The organism is Burkholderia sp. BCC1996 (genome assembly GCF_905339955.1).
Taxonomy (GTDB): Bacteria; Pseudomonadota; Gammaproteobacteria; order Burkholderiales; family Burkholderiaceae; genus Burkholderia.
This window is the reverse complement of the sequence record NZ_CAJPHM010000006.1, coordinates 317930-336342: the sequence shown is the minus strand read 5'-3', so window position 1 is coordinate 336342 and position 18413 is coordinate 317930. Positions and strand designations below refer to the sequence as shown.

16 protein-coding genes are annotated in these 18413 nt (G+C 68.7%); 8 read left to right on the top strand and 8 right to left on the bottom strand.

Annotated features, from left to right (window positions below):
• The first annotated feature begins 77 nt into the window (after positions 1-77).
• Both U4Z64_RS11515 and U4Z64_RS11510 read left to right on the top strand, forming a co-directional pair.
• The gene (locus tag U4Z64_RS11515; RefSeq protein ID WP_044844125.1) at positions 78-716 is read left to right on the top strand and encodes a 2-hydroxychromene-2-carboxylate isomerase; all 639 of its coding nucleotides are present in this window, start codon (positions 78-80) and stop codon (positions 714-716) included.
• A 69-nt stretch (positions 717-785) separates the two neighbouring features.
• The gene (locus U4Z64_RS11510; RefSeq protein ID WP_321820002.1) at positions 786-1733 is read left to right on the top strand and encodes a LysR family transcriptional regulator; all 948 of its coding nucleotides are present in this window, start codon (positions 786-788) and stop codon (positions 1731-1733) included.
• Between the two features lie 54 nt (positions 1734-1787).
• On the opposite strand, the gene U4Z64_RS11505 is transcribed toward U4Z64_RS11510, so the two are convergent.
• From U4Z64_RS11505 to xdhA, 4 genes are all read right to left on the bottom strand, one after another.
• Entirely contained in the window at positions 1788-2189 is a 402-nt protein-coding gene (locus U4Z64_RS11505) for a polyketide cyclase (RefSeq protein ID WP_321820001.1), read from the bottom strand.
• Positions 2190-2286: 97 nt separating this feature from the next.
• A complete protein-coding gene (gene xdhC, locus U4Z64_RS11500) occupies positions 2287-2904 on the bottom strand; it encodes a xanthine dehydrogenase accessory protein XdhC (protein WP_321820000.1) in 618 nt (205 codons plus the stop codon).
• 1 nt (position 2905) lies between these two features.
• Positions 2906-5269 (bottom strand): xanthine dehydrogenase molybdopterin binding subunit, encoded by a 2364-nt coding sequence (xdhB, locus tag U4Z64_RS11495; protein WP_321819999.1) that lies wholly within the window; start codon positions 5267-5269, stop codon positions 2906-2908.
• Positions 5270-5287: 18 nt separating this feature from the next.
• The gene (xdhA, locus tag U4Z64_RS11490) at positions 5288-6832 is read right to left on the bottom strand and encodes a xanthine dehydrogenase small subunit (RefSeq protein WP_321819998.1); all 1545 of its coding nucleotides are present in this window, start codon (positions 6830-6832) and stop codon (positions 5288-5290) included.
• Between the two features lie 348 nt (positions 6833-7180).
• On the opposite strand from xdhA, the gene U4Z64_RS11485 reads away from it, so the two are divergent.
• On the top strand, positions 7181-8395 hold the full coding sequence (locus U4Z64_RS11485; RefSeq protein ID WP_044844119.1) for an MFS transporter: 1215 nt from the start codon (positions 7181-7183) through the stop codon (positions 8393-8395).
• A 27-nt stretch (positions 8396-8422) separates the two neighbouring features.
• On the opposite strand, the gene U4Z64_RS11480 is transcribed toward U4Z64_RS11485, so the two are convergent.
• The 3 genes from U4Z64_RS11480 to U4Z64_RS11470 all read right to left on the bottom strand — a co-directional run bounded on the left by U4Z64_RS11480 (position 8423) and on the right by U4Z64_RS11470 (position 10688).
• Positions 8423-9016: an RES family NAD+ phosphorylase gene (locus tag U4Z64_RS11480; RefSeq protein WP_321819997.1), complete on the bottom strand. Its 594-nt coding sequence runs from the start codon at positions 9014-9016 to the stop codon at positions 8423-8425.
• Positions 9017-9025: 9 nt separating this feature from the next.
• Positions 9026-9691, bottom strand: a complete 666-nt coding sequence (locus tag U4Z64_RS11475; RefSeq protein WP_321819996.1) for a hypothetical protein — start codon at positions 9689-9691, stop codon at positions 9026-9028.
• 106 nt (positions 9692-9797) lie between these two features.
• The gene (locus tag U4Z64_RS11470; RefSeq protein ID WP_321819995.1) at positions 9798-10688 is read right to left on the bottom strand and encodes a DMT family transporter; all 891 of its coding nucleotides are present in this window, start codon (positions 10686-10688) and stop codon (positions 9798-9800) included.
• A gap of 133 nt (positions 10689-10821) precedes the next feature.
• Between U4Z64_RS11470 and U4Z64_RS11465 the strand changes: the two genes are divergently transcribed.
• A complete protein-coding gene (locus U4Z64_RS11465; RefSeq protein ID WP_321819994.1) occupies positions 10822-11757 on the top strand; it encodes an AraC family transcriptional regulator in 936 nt (311 codons plus the stop codon).
• A 68-nt stretch (positions 11758-11825) separates the two neighbouring features.
• On the opposite strand, the gene U4Z64_RS11460 is transcribed toward U4Z64_RS11465, so the two are convergent.
• Positions 11826-13037: a pyridoxal-phosphate-dependent aminotransferase family protein gene (locus tag U4Z64_RS11460; RefSeq protein WP_124488721.1), complete on the bottom strand. Its 1212-nt coding sequence runs from the start codon at positions 13035-13037 to the stop codon at positions 11826-11828.
• A 753-nt stretch (positions 13038-13790) separates the two neighbouring features.
• Between U4Z64_RS11460 and U4Z64_RS11455 the strand changes: the two genes are divergently transcribed.
• The 4 genes from U4Z64_RS11455 (at position 13791) to U4Z64_RS11440 (ending at position 18343) form a co-directional block, all read left to right on the top strand.
• On the top strand, positions 13791-14777 hold the full coding sequence (locus U4Z64_RS11455; protein WP_044844114.1) for a LysR family transcriptional regulator: 987 nt from the start codon (positions 13791-13793) through the stop codon (positions 14775-14777).
• A gap of 30 nt (positions 14778-14807) precedes the next feature.
• Complete coding sequence (locus tag U4Z64_RS11450; RefSeq protein ID WP_321819993.1) at positions 14808-15806, top strand: 2-hydroxyacid dehydrogenase; 999 nt, start codon at positions 14808-14810, stop codon at positions 15804-15806.
• Positions 15807-15948: 142 nt separating this feature from the next.
• A complete protein-coding gene (gene bluB / locus U4Z64_RS11445; RefSeq protein WP_321819992.1) occupies positions 15949-16710 on the top strand; it encodes a 5,6-dimethylbenzimidazole synthase in 762 nt (253 codons plus the stop codon).
• Between the two features lie 463 nt (positions 16711-17173).
• On the top strand, positions 17174-18343 hold the full coding sequence (locus U4Z64_RS11440) for an MFS transporter (RefSeq protein WP_124551394.1): 1170 nt from the start codon (positions 17174-17176) through the stop codon (positions 18341-18343).
• Positions 18344-18413 lie beyond the last annotated feature (70 nt).

Here is an 18413-nt window from a genome sequence, read left to right as displayed (position 1 = left end):
CGCGGTTGCATCCGCGCGCCGCCACGTAACATGAAGGCCGCCGCCAGGCGCGCACGCCCCACCCTCTGGAGATCGCCATGACAACCGGCCTCGACACTGCCCAGCCTGCCTGGTTCTTCGACTTCGTGTCGCCGTTCTCCTACCTGCTGCTCGAACAGCACGACAAGTGGCCCGACGTGCCGTTCGACCCCGTCGCCGTGTCGCTGCCCGACCTGCAGCGCCACTGGGGGCAACGCCCGAGCGCCGACGTGCCGGCCAAGCGCGTGTTCACGTACCGCCACGCGCTGTTTCGCGCCGAACAGCTCGGCATCCGCTTCAAGATGCCGCCCGCGCATCCGTTCGACTCCGACAAGGTGCTGCGCCTCGCGATCGCGCTGCGCGCCGACATCGCGACCGTGCTGGAAATGTTCCGCTTCATCTGGCACGACGGCAACGATCCGTCGACGCCGGACGGGTTCGCGGCGCTGTGCGAGCGCGTCGGCGTCGGGCATGGCGACGAGCTGATCGAATTCGAAGAGACGAGCGCGCAGTTGCGCCGCAACACCGACGACGCGATCGCGCTCGGCGTGTTCGGCGTACCGACCTTCTGGATGAACCAGCAGCTGTTCTGGGGCGAGGACGCGCTGCCGATGGTGCTGTACTGCGCGCGCACGCCGAACTGGCTCGAGTCGCGCGAGGTCAAGCGGATCAGCGTGCTGCCGAAGGGGCGCACGTGATGGCCGGTATCACGCACGGCAACGTGCGGCTGCGGTAAGGTTACGCTTCTCCCGAATCACCGCTCGCCGATGGAAGACGACGATCGTACCGCCTCGCTCGATATCTGGCTCGTGCGCGTATTGCGCACGCTGCTGCTCGAGCGCAGCGTCACGCAGGCCGCGCTGCGGCTGAACCAGACCCAGCCCGCGATCAGCACCGCGCTGCGCAAGCTGCGCGAGACGCTGAACGACCCGATTCTCGTACGCGGCAAATCCGGGATGGTGCCGACCGAGTACGGCGCGTCGCTGCTCGGTGCCGCGTCGCGCGCGCTGCGCGAGGTCGACTTCATCGCGACGCCGCACGGCGACTTCGATCCATCGTCCGCGCGGCGCACGTTCCGCGTCGCCGCGCCCGACTACCTGAACGATTTCTTCATGCCGACGCTGATCGAGCGCTTTCGCGACGCGGCGCCGCATGCGCATCTGGAAATCGACTCATTGAATCCCGCGCTCGATCACGCGGAGGCGCTCGAATCGGGCGCGATCGATCTCGTGATCGGCAACTGGCCGAAGCCCGACCCTCGGTTCGCGCGCCAGGACCTGTTCTCTGACACGATCGTGTGCCTGATGCGCGACGCGCATCCGCTCGCCCGCGAACCGCTCACGCGCGAAGCGTACGCGTCGGCCGCGCACGTCGCGCCGACGCCGTACACCGGCGACAAGCGCAACGCGATCGAGATCGGCCTCGCCCGCGCCCGTCTCACGCGACGGATCGTGACGACGCTGCCGTACTTCGGCATCGTGCCGCAGGTGCTGCTGCAGTCGGACCTGATCTTCACGACGACGCGCCGCTTCGCGACGCACTACGCGCAGCTGCTGCCGCTCGTCGTCGTCGCGCCGCCCGTGCCGTTCCCGCGCATCAAGAGCTACCTGCTCACGCACCCGCACCCCGATCGCCCGACCGACATCGCGTGGCTGTGTGCGCTGATGCAGAGCGTGTCCGACGAGCTGACGGCCGCACGCGGCCGCAAGCGCTGAAGCGGCGCTGAACCCGCGCGGAATCGCCCGCGCACGATCACGCGGCGCGGCCGCTCAGGCCGTGCAGAAGGTTTCCTGCAGATGGGTCCAGCGCACGACGCCTGCCGCGTCGCGCGCGAACACGGCGGTCGCGCGACGCGCGGGCAGTTCGCCCGACGCCGCCTGCTGCGCTTCGAGATAGGTGAGCACCGCATGCGACGCGTCTGCCGCGAGCACGCGGATGTCCGACAGTGTGATGCGCAGCCCCGGCTTCGCGCCGCCGAGCTTCGCGAACAGCGCGCGCGTGTCATCGCGGTCGAACGCGCGACCGTCGGTCATGATCATCGTGAATTCGGCGGAGAAAGGCGCGAGCAGCGCATCGAGCGCCGCAGGGGAAGTATCGGCGCCGGACAGCCAGCGCTCGATGACGACGAGGCTCGTATTGAGCGCATCGAGATAGACCTGATGATCGGACATGGTACCTGCACGAAAGGACGCGCGGCCCGCTGCCGCGCGATCCGTGCAGTGTAGGCAAAAACGCGCGGACGTGGGTCGGGCGTGCCGGCCCTGATCGTTACCGCGCGCAGCGCGCGTCGTCGCGCAAGCGCTCCGCCGCAGCCGCCTTCGCGTCGGCCACCGGCATGCCCGAGCGGGCCTGCAGCAGTTCCGCGCAGACGGCCACCGCGATCGCGCCGGGCGCCTTGTCGACGATGCCCGCGACGCCGATCGGACACACCATCTCGGTGAGCCGCGCCGGATCGACGCCGCGCGCGGCGAGCCGGCGCTCGAACTTCACGCGCTTGGTACGCGAACCGATCATCCCGAAGTACGCGAAGTCGCGCCGCCGCATGATCTGCGCGGCGAGCGAGAAGTCGAGCGCGTGGTTGTGCGTCATCACGAGGAAGTACGCGCCGGGCGGCGCCGCGTCGACGACGGCCTCGGGTATGTCGGTCGGCTCCGGCTGCACGTTCGGCGGACATTCGTCCGGGAACAGCTCGTCGCGCGTATCGACCCACTGCACGACGCACGGCAATGCGCCGAGCAGCGTGACGAGCGCATGGCCGACGTGCCCCGCGCCGAACAGCACGACGTGCATCGGCGCGGGCGTACCGGTCGCGCGGTTGCGCTGGCCGGTACCCTGCGCGAATGCCGGGGGCGTCGCGGTGCGAAACGAACGTGCAGGCCCGTTCATCTCAACCTGCCTGACCGGCGCGCGCAGCACGCACCGCGGTGATCGCGCGCAGGATCGACTCGCCGGTGGCCGGCGCGTCGAGCGGCGGATTCACCCGGTAGTCGCCGACCGCGGCAATCGCGTCACGCACCGCGAAGAACACCGAGAACGGCAGCAGCAGCGGCGGTTCGCCGACGGCCTTGGAACGATGGATGCTGTCCTCCACGTTGCGGTTCTGGAACAGCCGCACGTTGAATTCGGGCGGCGTGTCGTTGACGGTCGGAATCTTGTACGTGGACGGCGCATGCGTCATCAGCTTGCCGCCCTTGTTCCACCACAGCTCCTCGGTCGTGAGCCAGCCCATTCCCTGGATGAACGCGCCTTCGACCTGGCCGATGTCGAGCGCGGGGTTCAGCGATGCGCCCACGTCGTGCAGCGCGTCGACGCGCAGCGTGCGCATCTCGCCCGTCAGCGTGTCGATCACGACCTCCGACACGGCCGCGCCGTACGAGTAGTAATAGAACGGCCGGCCCTGCAGCTTCGACTGATCCCAGTACAGCTTCGGCGTCGCGTAGAAGCCGTCGGACCACAGCTGCACGCGCGCGAGATACGCCTTCGCGATCACCTCGCCGAACGGCACGCTCGCGCCGCCGATCCACACGAAGTCGTTGCCGAACCTCACGTCGGCCGCATCGACCTTGCCGTCGCCGAACTGCTTCGCCGCGAACGCCGCGAGGCGCTCGCGCAGCTGGCGCGCCGCGTCCTGCGCGGCCTTGCCGTTCAGGTCGGAGCCCGTCGACGCAGCCGTCGCGGACGTGTTCGCGACCTTGCTCGTGTCGGTCGCGGTCACGCGGATCCGGCCGAAGCGGATGCCGAGCTCGTGCGCGACGACCTGCGCGACCTTCGTGTTGAGCCCCTGCCCCATCTCCGTGCCGCCGTGGTTCACGAGCACCGAGCCGTCGGTGTAGATGTGCACCAGCGCGCCGGCCTGGTTGAAGTGCGTGACGTTGAACGCGATGCCGAACTTCACCGGCGTGAGCGCGATGCCCTTCTTCAGCACCGTGTTGCGTGCGTTGAATTCGCGCACGCCCGCGCGCCGCGCGCGGTAGTCGCTCGTCGCCTCGAGTTCGCCGAGCAGTTCGTGCAGCACGTTGTCCTCGACCGTCTGCCCGTAAGGCGTCACGTTGCGCTCGGTCTTGCCGTACAGGTTCGCGTAGCGCACGTCGAGCGGATCGCGGCCGAGCGCGCGCGCGACGTCGTCGAGGATGTACTCGATCGCGAACGCGCCCTGCGGGCCGCCGAAGCCGCGGAACGCGGTATTCGACTGCGTGTTGGTCTTGCCGCAGTAGCCGGCGATGTCGACGTCGCCGAGCCAGTACGCGTTGTCGAAGTGGCACACCGCGCGCGTCATCACCGGGCCCGACAGGTCGGCCGAGAAGCCGCAGCGCGACGTCATGTCGAGCGCGACGCCGTCGAGGCGGCCGTCGTCGTCGTAGCCGACGTCGAAGCGGTAATGGAAGTCGTGCCGCTTGCCGGTGATCATCATGTCGTCGTCGCGGTCCGGACGCAGCTTCACCGGACACAGCAGCTTCCACGCGGCGAGCGCCGCGCAGCATGCGAACAGGCCCGACTGCGATTCCTTGCCGCCGAACCCGCCGCCCATCCGGCGGCATTCGACCAGCACGTTGTGCGACGCGACGCCGAGCACGTGCGCGACGAGGTGCTGCATCTCGCTCGGGTGCTGCGTCGAGCAGTACACGTGCATCCCGTCGTCGTCCTTCGGCACCGCGTACGCGATCTGCCCTTCCAGGTAGAACTGCTCCTGGCCGCCGAGCAGCATCTCGCCCGACTCGCGATGCGGCGCGGCCGCGAGCCGCGCGGCCGCGTCGCCGCGCGCGAGTTTCAGCGGCGGGATCACGTAGGTTTCGGCCTGGCGCGCTTCCTGCGCGGTCAGGATCGCGGGCAGCTCCTCGTAGTCGACCTGCGCGCGGCGCGCGGCGAGCCGCGCGGTTTCGTGCGACGTCGCGACGACGATGAACATCGGCTGGCCGACGAACTGCACGATGCCTTTGGCGAGTACCGGATCGTCGTGGATGATCGGGCCGCAATCGTTGACGCCGGGGATGTCGTCGGCAGTGAACACGGCGACCACGCCGGGCGTCGCGCGCACCGCGTCGAAGTTCATCGACACGATCTTCGCGTGCGGCTTCGCGGACAACCCGAGCGCCGCATGCAGCGTGCCCGCGACGAGCGGGATGTCGTCGGTGTAGGTCGCGCGCCCGCTCACGTGCAGGTGGGCCGATTCGTGCGCGCGCGAGACGTGCACCTGCGCGGCGTCGGCCTGCGGGTCGAGGGTGTTCAGGAACGGTTCTGCTTGCTGGTTCATGTTCGGTGTTCTCCCTCGTCAGACGCGCGCCGCGTCGTCGGCAACTTCGGCGGCCACTTCACGCACGTTCAGCGCCTGCGGCGGCAGCGGGTCGTGCGGGCGCGTCTCCAGCCAGAATCGGTACATCAGGTTCTTCGCGGTATCGAGGCGATACGCGCTCGTCGCACGCATGTCGGTGAGCGGCTGGTAGTCGCGCTCGAGCGCCTGCATCGCGGCCTGCGCGGTGGCTTCGTGCCACTGCGCGCCGTCGAGCAGGCTCTCCGTATGCGTCGCGCGCTTCGGCGTCGCGGCCATCCCGCCGAACGCGATGCGCGGCTCGCGGATCAACTCGCCATCCGCGATGAACGCGAACGCCGCGCACACCGCCGAAATGTCGGAGTCGAAGCGCTTCGACAGCTTGTAGGTGCGGAACTGCAGCTTCGCGCGCGCGCCGGTGCGGGTCGGCACCTTCAGGCCGACGACGAATTCGTGCGGCGCCATGTCCTTTTGCTGATAGCCGGTGTAGAGCGCCTCGAGCGGCAGCTCGCGCACCGTGTCGCCGCCGCGCAGCACGACCCGCGCGCCGAGCGCGATCAGGCCCGGCATCGAGTCGCCGATCGGCGAGCCGTTCGCGACGTTGCCGCCGATCGTCCCCGCGTTGCGGATCGGCAGCGACGCGAAGCGCTTCCACATTTCGGTCAGTTCCGGATACGTGCCGGCGAGTGCCGCATAGCCGTCCTCGACCGTCACGCCCGCGCCGATCTCGATCCAGTCGTCGCCGTGCACGATTTGCTGCAGTTCAGCGATCTGGCCGACGTAGATCAGGTCGTCGAGGCGACGCATCTGCTTGGTGACCCACAGGCCGATGTCGGTGCTGCCGGCGAGCAGCCGTGCATCCGGGCGCTCGACCTTCAGCGCGGCCAGCGCGTCGAGCGTGCGCGGCGCGGCGAAGCGCGCGCCGTCGAGCGTCGTGTAGTCGAACGTGTCGTCACGCTTGAGCGACGCGAGCGTGCGGGCCAGCGCGGCCGTATCGACCGGTGCCGTCGGCGCCGGCGCACCGAACATCTGCACGGCCGCATCGACGATCGGGCGATAGCCGGTGCAGCGGCACAGGTTGCCGGTGAGTGCATCGGCAATCTCGGTGCGCGTCGGCACGTCCTTCGCCTTCGCGCACGTGCCGGCGCAGCCTTCATGGCCGTGCTTCTCGTACAGTGCCCACATCGACATCACGAAACCGGGCGTGCAGAACCCGCATTGCGAGCCGTGGCAATCGACCATCGCCTGCTGCACCGGATGCAGCGAACCGTCCGGCTGGCGCAGGTCTTCCACCGTCAACAGCGCCTTGCCGTCGAGCGTGGGCAGGAACTGGATGCAGGCATTGACGGCCTTGAACGCGACCGTACCCGTGTCGGTCAGCTCGCCGACGACGACCGTGCACGCGCCGCAGTCGCCTTCCGCGCAGCCTTCCTTGGTGCCGGTGCAGTGCGCATCCTCGCGCAGGTACTGCAGCACGGTGCGGGTGACGTCCGCGCCGCTGACTTCGCGGACCGCGTGACGATGGTAGAAGCGGATCGGCTCACTCATGTCTCTATCGTTCTTCCGGTGGGGGCAAGGCGGCCTGCGCGGGGCGCTCGACCGACGTTTCTCTGACAGTTTGCACGCTATCACCGTCAAATTCCGCAACCCATAGCCCATCACGCATGGGGCCCATATAACTGCCGCGATATGCGCGCCTCGGCCGCCCGGCAGGCGTCGGGCGCCTTGCCCGGCCTGGGTTCCGGCCTGCCCGCAGCGGTCCGTCAGCCATTCTTCGACGATGAAAATGGGTCGCGATTAACTAAATGGTACCTGCGTGAAAACCGGTTCCATGGGAAAATCCCGATTCCGTTTTTCGCCGCTTTCCGCTCCGTTTCGTCCATTCGATCCGACCCCATGTCAACCGATTCCGCCACACCGCCGCGCAGCGGGTTTGCCGTCACGCTGCAAATCGTGTCCGTCGTCTGTTTCACGTTCATCTGCTATCTGACCATCGGCCTGCCGCTCGCGGTGCTGCCGGGCTTCGTCCATGACGACCTCGGCTTTTCCGCGATCGTCGCGGGCGGCGCGATCAGCGTCCAGTATTTCGCGACGCTCGCGTCGCGCCCGCTCGCCGGGCGCTTCGCCGATACGCTCGGGCCGAAGCAGACGGTGCTGCGCGGGCTGATCGGCTGCGGCGTGTCGGGCGTGCTGCTGCTCGTCGCGCTGCTGCTGGCCCACTGGCCGGTCGCGAGCCTCGTGCTGCTGGTCGCGAGCCGGCTCGTGCTCGGCGTCGGCGAGAGCCTGTGCGGCACCGGTGCGATCCTGTGGGGCATCGGGCGGGTCGGCGTCGCGCACAACGCGAAGGTGATCTCGTGGAACGGCATCGCGACCTACGGGGCGCTCGCGCTCGGCGCGCCGGTCGGCGTCGCGATCGCGCACACGCTGAATCCGGCGCTGATCGGCGTGATCGTGATCGCGCTCGCCGCGATCGGCTTCTATCTCGCGCGCCTGATCGCTTCCGTGCCGCTCGTGCACGGCGAACGGATGTCGTATGCGAGCGTGTTCACGCGCGTGCTGCCGCACGGCCTCGGCCTCGCGCTCGGCTCGGCCGGCTTCGGCTCGATCGCGACCTTCGTCACGCTGTACTACGCAGCGCGCCATTGGCCGAACGCCGCGCTGTCGCTGACCGTGTTCGGCACGCTGTTCATCGGCGCGCGGCTGCTGTTCGCGAATACGATCAAGACTCACGGCGGCTTCCGCGTCGCGATCGTGTCGTTCGCGTTCGAATGCTCGGGCCTCTTGCTGCTGTGGCTCGCACCCGTGCCGCACGTCGCGCTCGTCGGCGCCGCGCTGACCGGCTTTGGCTTCGCGCTGATCTTCCCGGCGCTCGGCGTCGAGGCCGTGGCGCTCGTCCCGCCGGCGAGCCGCGGCGCGGCGCTGTCCGCGTATTCGGTGTTTCTCGACCTGTCGCTCGGCATCACGGGCCCGCTCGCCGGCTATGTGGCCGGTGCGTTCGGTTATCCGCAGGTGTTCCTGTTCGCGGCGGTGGCCGCGGCGGCCGGCGTCGCGCTGTCGATGGTGCTGTACCAGCGGCAGGCGCGGCTCGCGGGGAGCGGCGCGGCGGCTTGAGTCGTGCTGCCGCGCGCGCAACGCCGTTCAACGCAGCAACACGTTGAAGTCGCGCAATACGCGGACGGCTTGAGGATGACGCCGGAACGGAACGGCGTCCCGGAGCGAGAGCTTCGGTTCGGCACGATCGAAGAGCACGAGGGCTTCCGACGTGTTCAGATGGCGCGACATGTACAGGAACCCGTCGACCCGCCGCTGATGCCGGTGGACGGCCAGCGACCACTGCTGCGGAACGTCGTACGGCACGATCGTCGACAACGCACCGTCGCCGCCAAGGTTCTTCAGCGGCAAGCCATGCAGGACGGCCACGGCCAACGGCGCACCGTCGAATGAAAGCACGTACCGATCGAGCTCGGTCGTGACGAGCGGGAAACCGCCCAGCACCAGATCGGCGACTTCGTCGTGCAGCACCGTCTCCGCGAATGCGCAATGCAGATCGAAACCGAAATAGCTTGTGCCGAACCGCCGCCGCGGCCGCGGATCGTCGAAGTGGTTGCCGCCGGACTTGCCGAAGTACGGCTCGCCGGTTGCGAATCGCGAGATCCGGACCAGCGCCGCAGGCGCCACCTCGCGGATCGTGAGCGTCGCGCTCGCGAAATGCTTCCCCGGCACCGTCAACACCCGCGCCTCCTAGCGTCCCGCAAACGCTGCGGCCGCACGCTCGACCTCGTCAAGCTTCCCGCGCGACAGCGCGACCAGCGGCGTGACGTTGCCGAGTGACGCCTTGGGTGTCATGAAGAACTGCCATTTGCTCCATCCCGGCAAGGCTCCGAGACGCTGGGTCACCTTCCCGAGCGTCTTGCGATCGATGTCGCCCGCCAGATAGAACGCCGGGTAGTACTGCGCGGCGCCGACATCGACCGTGAAGATGCGCCCCGACGCCACCGCCTTGCTGAGCGCCTGCCGCGTCATGCCGAGCCCTGTCCAGATCAGCGCGGCCGGCAACAGCGTGCCGTCGGCAACCAGCGCGTGTCGTTCGGCCTGCGCATGCCGCTCCAGATCGGCGACGCCGACACCGGCGCGCGTAGCCGCTTCCCCCTTCTTTCGTCGGGACGGCTTCCTGTCGCGCGTCGCGGCGGCCGCGATACCGAACGTGATCGTGCCGGCCAGATCGATGACCTGCGCGATGCCTACCTTGAACAGGTGCCCAAGTTGCTCGTCCGACAGCCTGAGCAGCGCACGGGCGCGATCCGGGCCGAGCATGGTTGCCGCGCCGACGGCGCTGCGCAGCGCCTCCTCGGTCTCGATATCGAGAATCGCGGCGGAACCTTCGAGCGCGTGAGCGTGCGTGACCATCATCACCTCCTGATGCAACCGGAGGATCAAGCCTAGTCCCGATTCGAAATCAAGTCAACCAAGTCAACTTTTCCGCACAATGTCCGGAGAGTGCCTGATGCCCCGGTCAAGCCGTGCGCAGGAACAACCGGCGCGTCAGGTCGAACGCAACGAGATTGCCGGCCAGCACGAGCAGCAGCCCGATCACCGCGAGCGGCGACCACTGGTAGCCCTCGAAGACCGTCGACACGGCCAGCGCGACGATCGGGAACAGCACCGTGCAGTACGCCGCGCGCTCCGGCCCGATCCGCCCGACGAGCGTCAGGTACGCGGTGAACCCGATCACCGAGCCCGGCACGGCCAGATAGATGAGCGCGCCGAGATAACGCGGGCTCGGGTCGATCATGAACGGCAGCCCGGCCACCGCACTGCCGACCGTCAGGATCGCCGCGCCGATCAGCATCGCCCAGCCGTTGGTCGCGAGCGGATGCAGCCCCATCGATTGCATCCGGCTCGACAGCAGGTTGCCGGCCGAGAAGCACATCGTGCCCGCGAACGCGATCGCGAGGCCCGTCCAGGTCGCGTGATCGTCGAGGTGGCCGGCCATCTGCTGCCAGAACAGGCAGGCGATGCCGGTCAGCCCGAGCAGCGCGCCGGCAATCGCGGACGGCCGCAGCGGGCGGCCCATGAACAGCCGGCCGTTGATCGAATTCAACAGCGGCGCGGTCGAGAAGATCACCGCGACGAGGCCGCTCGGCACGACCTGCTCCGAGTAGTAGAAGCACAGGAAATTCAGGCAGAACAACGCGAAGCCCTGCGCGACGAGGTAGCGCCACGCCTCGCGCGGCGGACGCACCGGCCGGCGCATCACGCGCAGCAGCGCGAACAGCACGGCGGCCGCGAGCCAGAAGCGCCACGCGATCGACACGGGCGGCGGCACGGCGCCGAGCTGCCATTTGATGGCGATCCAGGTGGTGCCCCAGATCAGCACGGTGACGAAATAAAGCGACAGGTTCATGGCGGCAACGAAGCGAAACGAGTGAAACGGACTCAGACTGTGCCGCCGCCCCGCCCGCGCGGATTGTCCGGAATTGCGGTCTTTTTCGGGCGGCCGCACGGCGCGTCGCGCGCGCGCTTATACTCGTCGCACCATGAGTCCGCCCCTGTATGCCCCGCCCGCCGATCGCGCCGCCGCCCTTGCCGGCGGTGCGATGCCGTTCGGCCTGCAGTCGGTGTGCCGCACGCTCGCCGAGGCGAACGCGACGCTCGAGCGCTTCACGTGGCTCGGCGATCATCTCGCGATCGCCGAATGGACGCGCATCACCGACGAAAGCGAGACGATCTACGAACAGCCGGGCCACCACACGCTGTCGTGCTATCTCGACGGCGGCTACCGGACGGAGCGCGAACGCGTGCCGCGCTACGGCGCGCCGAGCCTGCTGTGCGCGCTGCCGGGTGACCATGAATCGCGCTGGTGGGTGCGCGGCGAGATGCACTTCATCCACCTGTACTTCCTGCCCGAGCACTTCACGCAGCGCGCGATCCGCGAACTCGATCGCGAGCCGCGCGAGCTGAAGCTCGCCGACCGCACCTATTTCGAGGATGCGCGCGTCGCGGCGCAGTTCCGTTCGCTTGCGCTGGAGCGCTGGGACGATGCCGACGGGCGGCTGCGCGTGAACGAGGCCGCGCACGACGTATTGAGCCTGCTGCTGCGCGGCCAGAGCACGACGCGCACCGACGTGCCGTTCCGCGGCGGACTCGCGCCGGCCGTGCGCCGCCGCGTGCGCGACTACATCGACAGCTACCTGTCGCAGCCGCTGACGCTCGGCGAACTGGCGGAGGTCGCCGCGCTGTCCGAATACCACTTCTCGCGGATGTTCCGGCTGTCGTTCGGCCGCGCGCCGCACGCATGGGTGGCCGAGCAGCGGCTCGCGCGGGCGCGCCTGCTGCTGCGCACGACGGCGCTGCCGCTCGCGCAGGTCGCGGCCGAATGCGGCTACGCGAACGCCGGCCACTTCAGCCATCGCTTTCGCGACGCGCACGGCACGACGCCGAACGCGTATCGGCGCGCGATGCAGGGCGGCTGAGCCCCGCGCGCACCTTCAACGTGCCGGCTGGCGCAGCGCGCACCCGGCACGCATCACTGTCTCCCTGCTTACGCGCCTCGCTGCGACAATTCCTGCTCGAGCGCGGCCACGCCGGCCGGCAGGTCCACCGGCACCTTCAGGTCGATCATCGTGCGGCCGAACGCGTGCAGCGTGCGGAACAGGTTGTGTTCGCGACACTGTTCGCCCATCTGCCCGATCCGCACGATCGGCAGCCCGAACGAGCCCGAGATCTCGACCTGGTACTGCTTCGAGATATGGCCGCACACCATCCCGGGCGTGAGCCCTTCGGGCGTCTCGATCCCGACCACCGAATTGAGCCGGCAGTCCTTCGGTGCATAGAGCGCGAGCCCCATCGCCTCGACGCCCGCCTGCAACGCGAGCGAGCAGCGCAGGTGGCGCGCGAAGCGGCTTTCGAGCGTCTCCGCGCAGACGAGCCGCAGCGCCTCGTGCAGCGCGAGCACGCCCGACACCGGCGCCGTGTAGTGGTAGCCCGCGTTGTGCCAGAAGTTCTCCGCGAGCGCCATGTCGAGGCACCAGTGCGCGTTCGGTTCCGGCCGCTGCTTCATCCGGTCCCACGCGGCGTCCGAGAACGCGATCAGCGATACGCCGGGAATCGACGACAGCCCCTTCTGGCCGCCCGTGATCACCGCATCGATACCCCACGCGTCCATCTCGAGCGGCATCGTCGACAGCGTGCACACCGCGTCGACGACGACCAGCGCGCCGGCCGCCTTCGCGAGCGCCGCGATGTCGCGCAGCTCGCGGTTCCACACGGTGTTCGACGTCTCGCCCTGCACGATCGTGACGATCTCGGGCCGCTCGCGCGCGATCGCGTCCGCGATCTCGTCGAGGCTCGCGACCGAGCGGTCGGCCACTTCGAGCGTGGCGACGTCGGCGCCGACGCGCGTGGCCATCTCGGCCATCCGCGCGCTGAAGAAGCCGTTACGGATCGACAGCACGCGCGTGCCGCGCCACGCGAGGTTCGAGATCGCCATTTCCATCGCGGCGGAACCGGGGCCGGCGACGCCGAGCACCCACTTCGTGCGGGTCTGGAACACGTAGCGCGCCATCTCCTTCACCTGCTCGATGATCTTCGCCATCGTCGCGCCGAGGTGGTTGATCACGATCGTGTTCGCCTTCGCGACGGCGGCCGGGATCGGGACCGGGCCGGCCCCCATCATCAGCAGCGGTTCTTCGGGCAGGATCGCGTCGAGCGGCACGACGACGGGACAGGGAATCGGCGAGTAATCGATGGACATGGCTGGTAAAAGAGGAACGGAGAAAACGCTCGGACGTCGTTCGCCGCACGGCACGGCGAACTGATCGATCATTCCGCGTTCCGCGCCCGTGCGCAAGAGGCACGCGCGCCCGGACAGCGTGACGCTGGCCCGGTCGACGGACCGGGCCAGCCTGCCGCACCCGCGTCGCACGACCGGGTTTCGTATTGCCGCGGCATTGCCGGCCGCATGCGAAACGGTTCCAACGGACGGTCGGTGCCCGCGATTTTCTCCGGCAATATTGAGACGCGCATCCTGACGCCCGAGTTCAGCATGCCGCATGCATCTACCTGAATGCCGGTCACCACGATAAAAATCGCGCGACTGGCATCGGCACACGAAAACCAGACCGGCACAAAAACATCCACTATCGCAGCATCTATTGGTGACCGATTTCAGCCATTACCGCACGACGTCGCATCCAGGCCGCATCAACATATTGATTTATATGAACAATATTAAAATACGAGGCGGACCTTCCGAATACACGACGGACTAACCCAGGCGCATGCCAGCGCCACCGATCCGTTAAATCGATACCCGCGATTTCGATTTTACGCAAGCCGCCCCTTTTCTCAGGTTGACGATATCGCTTCCGTAATGAACAATCGTCTGCAGAATCGAAAACCGATTTTTCGAGACGAACGAGACCCGGGGGTTGCGCGACGGTTTTCCAGGTCGTTTGACGAAAAATCCCAACCAAAATCAATCAACCGGGCCAGAAATTCGCGAGCCATGAACCAGATTCAGACCATGCGTGTGTTCGTCTGCGTCGCCGAGCAGCAGAGCTTCCGGCGCGCGGCGCACCATCTAGGCGTATCCAACGCGCTCGTCACGCGTTCGATCGCGATGCTCGAGTCTCACCTGAACACGCGGTTGATCCACCGCACCACGCGCAACCTGTCGCTGACCGAGGCCGGCCTGCGCTACCTCGACGGCTGCCGTGCGCTGCTCGAGGAGTTCGACCATCTCGAGGCATCCGTCGCGCACGCGGTGCGCGAGCCGGCCGGCACGCTGCGCGTCGTCGCGTCGGGCCTGCTGTCGCCGCTCGCGCTGACGCCGCTCGTCAGCAGTTTCCGGCACCGCTACCCCGAATTGCGCGTGCAGCTCACCGTCGCCGAGGGGCCGCTCGACGTGCTCGATTCGGGCTACGACGTCGGCATCGTGACCGGCAACCGGCTCGACGGCAACCCGACGCTGATCGGCCACGCGCTCACGCCGAACCCGTTCGTCGCCTGCGCGGCGCCCGCCTATCTCGAACGGCGCGGCGAGCCGCGCGCACCCGACGACCTGCCGGGCCACGACTGGGTCGCGCTCGCGCCGCACCAGCATGCGCCCGCGTGGCGGCTGGTCGGCCACGACGGCGTCACGCATTCGGTCACGGTGCGCCCGACCTGCACGGTCAACCAGCTGGCGCTCGTGCACGCTGCAACCGTCGCCGGGTCCGGCATCGCGGTACTGCCCGAGCCGAGCGTCGCCGACGCACTCGCCACCGGCACGCTGGTGCGGCTGTTGCCCGCTTACCGGATCGACGACCCGGACGCGCAGCTGTCGCTCGTCTACCCGAACCGCCAGTACGTGCCGGCCCGCACGCGCAGCTTCGTCGAGCATGCGCTCGAGCATTTCGGCGCGCAGACGGCCCGCGAGCGGACCGGCTACGGCTTCCTGCACACGCCCGATCGCGCCGAGATCGTCGCGGGCCGGCAGACGGGCCTGCAGTAAACTGCACGCGACAGCCATCGGAGGTGCAGCGTGCGCGTGATCCTGTTCAGCAGCCGGCAGTACGACGACGAATCGTTCACCGCCGCCAATCGGTCATTCGGTTATCGGCTGCACTTCCAGCCGTCGCACCTCGACGCGGAAACCGCGATCCTCGCGCACGCCTATGAGGTCGTCTGCCCGTTCGTCAACGACACCGTCGACGCGGCCGTGCTCGAACGGCTCGCCGACGGCGGCACGCGCCTGATCGCGCTGCGCTCGGCCGGCTTCAACCATGTCGACCTGGCGGCCGCCGAGCGGCTCGGCATCGCGGTCGTGCGGGTGCCCGCGTATTCGCCGCATGCGGTCGCCGAACACGCGGTCGCGCTGATCCTCGCGCTCAACCGCCGGCTGCCGCGCGCGGTCGCACGCACGCGCGAAGGCGACTTCTCGCTGAACGGCCTGCTCGGCTTCGACCTGCACGGCAAGACCGTCGGCGTGATCGGCACGGGCCTGATCGGCCGCGTGTTCGCGAAGATCATGATGGGCTTCGGGATGCATGTGCTCGCACATTCGATGCCGCCGTACGACGAGGAGCTGATCGCGTACGGCGCGCGCTACGTCGAGCTCGACGAACTGCTGCACCATGCCGACATCATCAGCCTGCACTGCCCGCTGCTACCGTCGACGCACCATCTGATCAACGCGCAGACGCTCGCGCGGATGAAGCACGGTGCGATGCTGATCAATACCGGCCGCGGCGGCCTGGTCGATGCGCCGGCGCTGATCGACGCGCTCAAGAGCGGCCAGCTCGGCCATCTCGGGCTCGATGTCTACGAGGAGGAAAGCGGCCTCTTCTTCGAGGATCACTCCGACCTGCCGCTGCAGGACGACGTGCTCGCGCGCCTGCTGACGTTCCCGAACGTGATCGTCACGTCGCACCAGGCGTTCTTCACGCGCGAGGCGCTCGCCGAGATCGCGCACACGACGCTGCTGAACATCGAGGCGTGGCACGCCGGTACGCCGACCAACGTCGTCGCGACGGGGCGCTGAGGCGCGTCGTTCCGCACGGCGTTGGCGCAGCGCCTGAGCGCACGCGATCCATCAACGATTCGTCAATTTATTTCGCCTGATGTAACGCTGCGCGCGCGGCGTCTGCTATCGTTGCGCCGACCTCCCCCTGCTTCTGCCGCTCATGCGTTTCGACGACTCCGCCATTGCCGCGGTCTACCGCGCCATCTTCGAACGGCGCGACATGCGCCACTTCACGCCGGCACCCGTCGATCCGGCCACGCTCGCGCGGCTGCTGCGCGCCGCGCATCACGCGCCGAGCGTCGGCTTCATGCAGCCGTGGCGCTTCATCCGCATCACCGATCCCGCGCTGCGCACCGCGATCCATGCGCTGGTCGAGGCCGAGCGCCGCGCAACCGCCGACGCGCTCGGCGAGCGGCAGGACGAATTCATGCGGCTGAAGGTCGAAGGCGTGCGCGAATGCGGCGAACTGCTGGTCGTCGCGCTGACCGACGACCGCGAGCGCCACGTGTTCGGCCGCCGCACGCTGCCGGAGATGGACCTCGCGTCGGCCGCCTGCGCGATCCAGAACATGTGGCTCGCCGCGCGCGCCGAAGGGCTCGGGATGGGTTGGGTGTCGCTGTTCGATGTCGACGCGCTGCGCACGTTGCTCGGCATGCCGGCCGGCGCGAAGCCGATCGCCGTGCTGTGCGTCGGGCACGTCGACGCGTTCTATGCGAAGCCGATGCTCGAGGAAGAGCGGTGGGCCGCGCGGATGCCGATCGAGGCGTGCCTGTTCGAAAACGGCTGGGATGCGTCGGCGGCCGGGGTCGCCGAGGGCAAGGCAACCTCCGGCGCGACCGGCGGATCGTCGCCGTCGCCCGAGGTTGCCGCACCGGACGACCGCTTCGGCTCGACACCCGCCGGCGCCCTGTCCGACCGCTGACGGGATGCACGAGGGGCGGAACGGCCGCTTCGCCGGTCTTGCTCCGACCTGATATTACGCCTCGCTCTCGCTCTCGCCCTCGCCCTCGCCCTCGCCCTCGCCCTCGCCCTCGCCCTCGCCCTCGCCCTCGCCCTCGCCCTCGCCTTGCCCTCGCCTTGCCCTCGCCTTGCCCTTGCCCCTGCCTTGCCACCGAGCGCCGAGCGCCGAGCGCCGAGCGCCGAGCGCCGAGCACTGAGCACTGAGCACTGAGCACTGAGCACCGAGCACCGAGCACCGAGCACCGCCAAATCCCACACTTTGGGCGCACCTTGGCCGTCACCCGTCGCACGCGGGCAACAACCATTTTGACCCCGAGCATAGGGGTTTTCACTGAAGTAGAATCGCGGCTGATATCTCCTCGCCTCGCCCCTTCCGCGCATGCCGCGCCGATCTCGGGCCGCGGCCTTTTCCGTAGCCCACCGCGATGCCATTACCTCTTTTCGCCCTTGCCGTCGCCGCATTTGGAATCGGTACCACCGAGTTCGTGATCATGGGGCTGCTGCCCAACGTCGCCCGCGACCTCGGCGTGTCGATCCCGGCCGCCGGGATGCTCGTGTCGGGCTACGCGCTCGGCGTGACGATCGGCGCGCCAATCCTCGCGATCGTCACCGCGAAGATGCCGCGCAAGCGCGCGCTGATGGGCCTGATCGGGCTGTTCATCGCGGGCAACCTGTTCTGCGCGATCGCGCCCGGCTATGCGGTGCTGATGGCCGCGCGGGTCGTCACCGCGTTCTGCCACGGCGCGTTCTTCGGGATCGGCTCGGTGGTCGCGAGCAACCTCGTCGCGCCGAACCGCCGCGCGCAGGCGATCGCGCTGATGTTCACCGGCCTCACGCTCGCGAACGTCCTCGGCGTGCCGCTCGGCACCGCGCTCGGCCAGGCGTACGGCTGGCGCGCGACGTTCTGGGCCGTCACCGGCATCGGCATCGCCGCGGCCGCCGCGCTCGCGGTGTGCCTGCCGAAGCACCTCGCGATGCCCGACACCAGCATCACGCGCGAATTCAGCGTGCTGAAGCACCCGCAGGTGCTGATGGTGCTCGGCATCAGCGTGCTCGCGTCGGCGAGCCTGTTCAGCGTGTTCACGTACATCACGCCGATCCTCGAGGACGTGACGGGCTTCTCGCCGCGCCAGGTCACCTACGTGCTGCTGCTGTTCGGTCTCGGCCTGACCGTCGGCGGCACGCTCGGCGGCAAGCTCGCCGACTGGCGCCGGATGCCGTCGCTGATCGCGACGCTCGCGCTGATCGGCATCGTCCTCGCGCTGTTCGCGGGCACGATGCACCTGCCGTTCGCGGCACTCGCGACGATCTTCGTCTGGGGCATCCTCGCGTTCGCGATCGTGCCGCCGCTGCAGATCCTGATCGTCGATCGCGCGAGCGACGCGCCGAACCTCGCGTCGACGCTGAACCAGGGCGCGTTCAACCTCGGCAACGCGACGGGCGCGTGGCTCGGCGGGATGGCGATCGGATCCGGCGTGTCGCTCGTGAACCTGCCGTGGGTCGGTGCAGCGATGGCGGTCGCTGCACTCGCGCTCACGCTGTGGTCGGCGTCGCTCGAACGCCGCCCGGTGAGCGGGCCGACCGGATACGTATGACGCGCGCGCGGCGGCGACGCGCGGCGGCACGGCGCGCGTCCGCGCCCGCGCGCCGCCGCGATCGTTGCGC